The sequence below is a fragment of the Brunnivagina elsteri CCALA 953 genome (assembly GCF_002289455.1).
Lineage (GTDB): Bacteria > Cyanobacteriota > Cyanobacteriia > Cyanobacteriales > Nostocaceae > Brunnivagina > Brunnivagina elsteri.
The window spans coordinates 1-8017 of the sequence record NZ_NTFS01000312.1; the positions used below are offsets into that span (position 1 = coordinate 1).

At 47.1% G+C, this 8017-nt stretch carries 4 protein-coding genes and 2 pseudogenes; all 6 read left to right on the forward strand.

All coding sequences use genetic code 11. From position 1 onward, the window contains the following. Positions 1-190: 190 nt before the first annotated feature. The gene (locus tag CK510_RS22215) at positions 191-613 is read left to right on the forward strand and encodes a YggT family protein (RefSeq protein ID WP_095723769.1); all 423 of its coding nucleotides are present in this window, start codon (positions 191-193) and stop codon (positions 611-613) included. A gap of 58 nt (positions 614-671) precedes the next feature. Beyond that, a pseudogene (locus tag CK510_RS22220) lies at positions 672-896 on the forward strand (FAD-dependent oxidoreductase); the annotation flags it as partial. Between the two features lie 20 nt (positions 897-916). Continuing rightward, the gene (locus CK510_RS22225) at positions 917-3298 is read left to right on the forward strand and encodes a phosphoketolase family protein (RefSeq protein WP_095723770.1); all 2382 of its coding nucleotides are present in this window, start codon (positions 917-919) and stop codon (positions 3296-3298) included. Between the two features lie 68 nt (positions 3299-3366). Continuing rightward, positions 3367-3777, forward strand: coding sequence for a permease (locus CK510_RS22230; protein ID WP_245912310.1), 411 nt, complete (start codon positions 3367-3369; stop codon positions 3775-3777). A gap of 149 nt (positions 3778-3926) precedes the next feature. After that, positions 3927-6209, forward strand: a pseudogene (locus CK510_RS22235) (glycoside hydrolase family 65 protein); the annotation flags it as partial. Between the two features lie 153 nt (positions 6210-6362). Continuing rightward, positions 6363-7895, forward strand: coding sequence for a pyruvate kinase (locus CK510_RS22240; protein WP_095723772.1), 1533 nt, complete (start codon positions 6363-6365; stop codon positions 7893-7895). The last annotated feature ends 122 nt before the right edge of the window (positions 7896-8017 follow it).

Consider the following 8017-nt stretch of genomic DNA (forward strand, 5'->3'; position numbering starts at 1 on the left):
CTTAACTTAGTGCCATTCCTTTAAAAACTTCTAACTCCTGCCTGTGTTATTGAATTTGGTAACGATTTATATCGTAATGAATCAATTCACTCAATAAATCAAACTATAGCCCTTCAGAGTAATCAATAAGCGAGAATTATATTATCGTCCATTCTGATTGAAATACCACTTATCAATTTGGAGATGTCTCATGAATAAAAATCCTCATGAACAGAGTAATTCTGAGCGTAGGCAAGAACTTCAGGATGATGAAGAAACTTTCCGACTTCAACAGGAAGAGAGACGACTGGAAACTGGCAAACGCAGTGCTACGTTTGCTTGGATTATCAATAGTATTTACTTTCTAGTTGGAGCGCTGGAAATCCTGCTGACATTACGCCTCTTATTGCGTTTTTTCGGAGCAAATACAAAAAATATATTTGCCCAGTTTATTTACAATTTTTCTGACCCCTTCATTGCGCCTTTTTCCACCTTATTTATCAGTCCAGTTTTTGGTGGCGGATCGAACATTTTGGATGTCAATGTTCTAATTGCAATCATCGTGTATTCTCTCTTAGGCTGGCTCGGTGCATCGGTGGTTAGATATATCTATGCTGGACAGAGAGCAGTATGAATGTAATGTTAAATATCTCCATTTTAAACCTGTTTATAAAAGGATTAGGAGCATAATGAATCGGATTATTCACACTCAAGAACATCACACGCCGTTGTATACCACTGAATCTTTTCGATACCGAGATGAAGTAGTTGCTACCAATGGAGAGAATAATACTTACTATGCGGGAGCTTATCTAGGAGATGGCTTGCATGAAGGAGCGATCGCATCTGCCTATCGAGTTGCTCAACTCATCGGTTCACCCTTAGCTGTTTCCAAATTACTAATTCATAATTCGTAAACCCTTATTTCATACCTAACATGATATTGACTACTGCGATCGCACCAAAAACCCTGACAGCACAAGAACTCCATAATATTGATGCCTACTGGCGGGCTGCAAACTACCTTTCAGTGGGACAGATTTATCTCCTCGATAATCCCCTGCTGCGTGAACCGTTAAAACTAGAACACATCAAACCTCGGCTGCTGGGACATTGGGGAACAACTCCAGGGCTTAACTTTATTTACGCTCATCTCAATCGTGCGATCAAAATACACGATCTAAATGCCATCTATGTTGCAGGTCCAGGTCATGGAGGTCCAGGTATTGTTGGCAACACTTATCTAGAAGGTACTTACAGCGAGTTTTATCCCAACATCTCCCAGGATGTTGAAGGTATGAAGCGACTTTTCAAACAGTTCTCGTTTCCCGGTGGGATTCCGAGCCATGTTGCCCCTGAAACTCCTGGTTCCATCCATGAGGGAGGGGAATTAGGCTACTCGCTGCTTCATGCCTATGGTGCTGTTTTTGACAATCCTGACCTATTTGTTTGCTGCGTAATTGGGGATGGCGAAGCTGAAACGGGTGCTTTAGCAACCAGTTGGCACTCAAACAAGTTCCTTAATCCCGTTCGTGATGGGGCTGTTTTGCCTATTTTGCATTTGAATGGCTATAAGATTGCGAATCCGACAGTTTTAGCCAGAATCAGTGAGGAAGAACTGAAAAGTTTATTGATTGGCTACGGCTACAAACCTTATTTTGTTGAAGGAGACGATCCGGAAATTCTACACCAACAAATGGCAGAAACTTTCGATGCGATCATCCGTGAAATTAAAGCCATTCAATATGATGCCCGCACGAATGGCTTCTCTAAGCGTCCTCAATATCCGATGATTGTGCTGAAAACTCCCAAAGGTTGGACGGGACCTAAAGTTGTTGATGGTATCCCCATTGAAGGGACATTTCGCGCCCATCAGGTTCCTTTAGCAGAACTGGCAACCAAGCCGGAACACATCAAACTGCTAGAAGATTGGATGAAGAGTTACAAGCCAGAAGAACTGTTTGATGAAAACGGGAGATTGATCGAAGAGTTGGCAGAATTAGCTCCAAAAGGCGATCGCCGTATGGGTGCAAATCCTCATGCCAACGGTGGGTTATTGCTCAAAGATTTGAAGTTGCCGAACTTCCAGGACTACGCTGTGAAAGTCCCAAAACCCGGCACAATTAAAGCAGAAGCTACTCGCATTATGGGACAGTTTTTGCGGGATGTGATGAAACGGAATCTGGATAGCCAAAATTTTCGCATCATGAGTCCAGATGAAAATAACTCAAACCGTTGGAATGCCATTTTGGAAGTTACCAATCGCGTCTCCACTGCCGAGATTTTGCCAACTGACGACCATATCGCTACCGATGGACGAGTGATGGAAGTTCTCAGCGAACACATGTGTCAGGGCTGGCTAGAAGGATATTTGCTGACCGGTCGGCATGGATTCTTCTCTTGCTATGAGGCATTTATCCACGTCATTGACTCGATGTTTAATCAACACGCTAAATGGTTGAAAGTTACTCATCAGATTCCTTGGCGTAAACAGATCGCTTCGCTGAACTACTTACTTACCTCTCATGTTTGGCAGCAAGATCACAATGGTTTTTCCCATCAAGACCCTGGCTTTATCGATCACGTTGTCAACAAAAAAGCTGATGTGATTCGGGTTTATTTTCCCCCAGACGCGAACACTCTCCTCTCGGTGACAGACCATTGTTTGCGAAGCCGTAACTATGTAAATCTGATCATTGCGGGTAAGCAACCTGAATTACAATGGCTCGACATCGATGCTGCTAGTAAACACTGTGAGGCTGGACTCGGTATCTGGGATTGGGCAAGTAACGATCAAGGAGTTGAACCTGATGTAGTCATGGCTTGTGCAGGGGATGTACCAACTTTAGAAACCCTTGCTGCTGTTGATTTTCTCCGTCAACACTTCCCTAATCTCAAAATTCGAGTCGTCAACGTGGTGGACTTGATGACACTTCAGCCCTTCAGCGAACATCCTCATGGTTTGAGCGATCGAGATTTTGATAGTATCTTTACATCTAATAAACCGATTGTGTTTGCCTTTCATGGCTATCCCTTACTGATTCATCGCCTTACCTATCGCCGTACCAATCACCATAATCTGCATGTGCGAGGTTATAAGGAAGAGGGAACCACGACTACACCATTCGATATGGTGGTTCTCAATGAACTCGATCGCTTCCATCTGGCTCAGGATGTGATCGATCGCGTCCCGCAACTCCAAGGCATCGGCGCTCATGAAAAACAGCTTCTGAAAAACAAGCTCATCGACCACAAGCAATACATCGCAGAACATGGAGAAGATATGCCTGAAATTCGGAATTGGCAGTGGCGGTACTGAGGTTCTCGATCTCCCCCATCACAATTTATTTGTTGTGATGAATATTCCCTATATCCCCCTAGTACAGCTTGGCGGAAGTAAACAAACTATTAAAAGCTACGAAAATTTGGCTGACCGCAAGGGTTAAAAAGGTGATCGGAATTGCGATTGGTGCAGGGATTCATGGTTATGTACCGACAGATTTTATTATGCAATATGCAGGCGCGAATAATCCTTTTGCAGTGCCGATCGCAGTAATTTTGGGTGTTCCACTCTATGCAAATATTGCGGGTGTAATGCCAATTACTGAAGCTTTGGTAAATAAAGGAATGCCTATGGGTACAGTTTTAGCCTTCACGATGGCGGTAACAGCACTACCTCTTCCTGAAATGGTGATTCTTAAAAAAGTGCTGCGACCACAACTATTAGCTGTATTTATTGGGTTGATGACCGTTGGCATTGTCAGCATCGGCTACATATTCAACGCCATAATTAATTGACTTACTCCCTTGCAATTGCGAAATTATACGATATTTAAGAAACCAATCCAGACCATATTACTAGGTTATCGGTTTTATCCGCACTGATTGAGGAATGGCAAACTGGTGCCGACCATAAATAATTTGATTTTTAATTCTGAAGAAAAACTATGTTAGACCTCAATAAAATTGGAGAAATAAATCTGCCTGCCCTTGACCCACATGATGCCCTTCCAGGCTCTCATGCTTTGCTTTACACAGACTGGACAGTGACCGAACCTCAATTCGATCCGGAGCAGTTGTGTGCTAGAGAAACCGTTTTTACGATCGGCAACGGTTATTTGGGGACGCGGGGCAGTTTTGAGGAAGGCTTCCCACAGGCGTTGCCAACCACCTTAATTCATGGGGTCTATGACGATGTGCCCGTCATCTACACCGAGCTGGCAAACTGTCCTGACTGGCTATCCTTGATGATTTCTGTTAACGGAGAACGGTTTCGGCTCGATCGCGGCGAAATCCTTCACTACGAACGGCAGCTTGACTTACGTCATGGGCTGTTGAGCCGCTCAGTGCGCTGGCGTAGTCCCACTGGCAAGACGTTGGATTTAGAGTTTCAGCGCTTTGCCAGCCTAGACGATCAGCACGTACTAGGACTGCGCTGTCAAATCACACCGATCGATTGTAGTGGCACGTTGGCGGAGCCGTTTCCCTGGAAAATCGAGGTACAGTCCAGCCTCAATGGTTATCCCGACACTCAAGGCTTTGACCACTGGGAGCAGATCGATAGGGGACAGATCGAACAAGGGACAGGGCAGGGCGTTTGGCTACAGGTACGTACCCGCAGTTCCCACATTGAACTCAGTATGGCTGTCAAACTGGCGGTGATGGGCGCTGATGCCTCCTTTCAGGTGACGAATGCTCACGGCTACTCTACTTTGATGAGCGCCTTTAGTGCGATCGCGGGACAGACTATCAGCATCGAAAAGGTCGTGACGGTGTTTACGTCCCAGGATGTTGAGATGCCAGTGCAGGCAGCCCAAGACAAACTGGCGAATCTGCCAGCCTATGGGGTGCTACTTGATGCTCATCGGCAGGCGTGGGATGCCGTTTGGCAACACAGCGATATCGAGATCGAGGGCGATCGCACGGCTCAGTTGGTAGTGCGCTACAACCTGTTTCAACTCCTGATCAGCGGCTCCTCCCACGACGTTCGAGTCAGCATTCCCGCCAAAACGCTGTCGGGGCTTGGCTACCGGGGGCACATTTTTTGGGATACAGAAATTTTCATCCTGCCTTTCTTCACCTTGACGCAACCCGCGATCGCCCGCAGCTTGCTCACCTATCGCTACCACACCCTGGAGGGCGCACGGCGCAAAGCCACCCATAGCGGCTACCAGGGGGCAATGTTTTCCTGGGAAAGCGCGGCTACGGGTGATGAGGTAACGCCTCGATCTTCGATGCCGACTGATCCCTATGCGGAAGCGGTACGCATCTGGTGCCGCGATCGCGAAATTCATCTGAGCGCTGACATTGCTTATGCCGTCTGGCACTACTGGCAGGCAACCGGTGACGACCACTGGCTGCGCGACTATGGTGCTGAAATCATCCTGGACACGGCGATGTTCTGGATGAGCCGATTGGAGTGGCACGCCCAGCAGGAACGGTATGAACTGTGCGGGGTGATTGGAGCCGATGAATACCATGAGCAGGTCAACAACAATGCCTTCACCAATCGGATGGTGCAGTGGCATCTCGAAACGGCGGTGGCTGTCTACGAGTGGCTACAACATGCGTTTCCCTATCAGGCGACTGCACTGGCAAAACAACTGCAACTCACCGCAGAGCATCGGCTGCTTTGGCAGACAATGATTGCAAAGCTGTATATTCCTCACGATGCTAAAACAGGTCTAATCGAGCAGTTTGAGGGGTTTTTCCAGCTTCAGGATATCGATTTAAGCAAGTATGAACCCCGCGATCGCTCGATGCAAGCGGTACTTGGCATTGACGAAACCAATCAGCGGCAGGTACTCAAACAACCCGATGTGCTGATGCTCCTCTACCTGATGCGAGATACGCAAGCCCTCCCAGCCCACGATAATGTGCTGCAAAAAAACTGGGACTACTACGCGCCCCGCACAGACAGCACCTACGGATCGTCCCTGACACCAGCCATTCACGCGAGCCTTGCCGCCAATCTAGGTGACGCAGCAGATGCCTACAAGCAGTTTATGCAGGCAGCCCTGACCGATCTCAAAGATAATCGCGGCAATACAAGAGATGGTATTCATGGGGCTTCAGCAGGCGGAGTCTGGCAAGCTGTGGTGTTTGGCTTTGGCGGCATTCAACTGAAAGACAGCGCCCCCATTGCTACACCCCACCTCCCTCCCTCCTGGACTCGGCTCAAATTCAAGCTAAACTGGCGCGGCACTTGGCACAGCTTCGATCTAGTGCCCTCTCCTGCTCAGAAGCCTTTCAGCGCTTGCAGAAGCAGTTGCAATTGAATTTATGAACGACTTAAAGCCAAATCAAAAATCTGGATTGCCCTTACAGCAATGCAGGCACAAACTAAAGTTTCATTTCAATGCAATCTTTTAAGAGGTTATTTCATGGTAGTTTCCACTCTAGAGCATAATCAAGAAGAAGATACTTTTGACTACTCCACGTTAGACCTATCTGATCCTTGCAGGTTGTTAGATACGCTGCAAAAACTGCGTCAGGTGGTTGTTCGAGAAGGAGAAGACATTTTTAAGCAGTGGCGATCGCGCATTCAGAGGCAAGCATTTCTCAGCAGTGGACTCAATCTTGCCCATTATATGGCTTTACGAAGACATGACCTACGCCCTCTGCAAGCTGCCTTAATACCTTGGGGCTTATCCTCCTTGGGTCGTCTGGAAGCGCGAGTCATACCGAATTTAGATGCGGTGATTGCCACTCTGGGGGCAATCTGTCAGGTGAGTCCGGCTAATTTACCTAGTCGTCCTTCTATTGCGGCGTTTCTGGAAGGCGATCGCCTTCTTCAGCAAAATACCGAAGATATATTTGGTAAGACTTTAGCCCATCGTCGGGTCAGAATCATGGTGACATTGCCAATGGAAGCCGCCAGCCATTACGAATTTGTCCGGGATTTGCTTGAGCGAGGGACTAACTGTGTACGCATTAACTGCGCCCATGATAACGCCGAACTGTGGGAAGCGATGATTGGCAATGTCCATCTAGCAGAGAAAGAAACTGGACATTCCTGCAAAGTTTTAATGGATCTGGCAGGGCCGAAGCCCCGGCTTGGCTTAGTAATCACGCCTAATCAGAAACACCGCATCTTTAAAGGGGAATGTCTTGTGTTAACCCGTGACATACCTAGTGCGAAGGATGCTAGCTGTTTCCAGGCAAATTGTACTCTACCCGGAGTACTCAATCAATTACAGATAGGCGCAACCGCTTGGATAGACGATGGTCGCATTGGAGCGCTTGTAGAATCTCTCACCGATCGAGGTGTTCTCTTACGCATCACCCATGCAAGTTTAAAGGGTAGTAAACTTAAGTCAGACAAGGGACTGAACTTCCCTGATACAGATTTGCAACTCAGTCCACTGACTGATAAAGATCGACAGGATTTAGATTTTGTTGCGACCCATGCCGATATTGTGGGCTATTCCTTTGTGCAATCTGCCAATGATATTAAGCTACTTCAGCAAGAGTTAGCAGATCGGATACCTGAAAAGCGTGAAATTGCCATTGTTGCGAAGATTGAAACACCCCAAGCCGTCAGTAATTTACCAGAGTTGATTGTGCAAGCAGCCGGTCAACAGCCCTTTGCAGTGATGATTGCTAGAGGCGATTTGGCGATCGCAATTGGATATAAACGACTAGCTGAAATTCAAGAAGAAATTCTCTGGATATGTGAGGCGGCTCATATCCCGGTGATTTGGGCAACTCAAGTGCTAGAAAATCTGGTGAAAAAAGGAATTCCCTCACGGGCAGAAATGACGGATGCAGCAATGGCAGAGCGGGCTGAGTGCGTGATGCTCAACAAAGGTCCGTTTGTTGCCGAAGCCGTGACAATTCTAGATGATGTCTTGACTCGGATGCAGACGCATCAATTGAAGAAAACACCCCAACTTCGGGCGCTCCAATCTTGGTAAGTGCTTGAGGTGGCGATCGCTTAAAAGTTGTTGCAGTAGCTTTGGAAATATGTTTGAAACCCTGTTTACGCCCAATCCCAGTGTTGAAAATAAAGTTAGCATCCGTCCTCGCAAAGGTGTGA

Excerpts from the sequence above, each read along its gene's own strand:
- CK510_RS22215 (WP_095723769.1), top strand. The coding sequence starts at position 191 with ATGAATAAAAATCCTCATGAACAGAGTAATTCTGAGCGTAGGCAAGAA.
- CK510_RS22240 (WP_095723772.1), top strand. The coding sequence starts at position 6,363 with ATGGTAGTTTCCACTCTAGAGCATAATCAAGAAGAAGATACTTTTGAC.
- CK510_RS22225 (WP_095723770.1), top strand. The coding sequence starts at position 917 with ATGATATTGACTACTGCGATCGCACCAAAAACCCTGACAGCACAAGAA.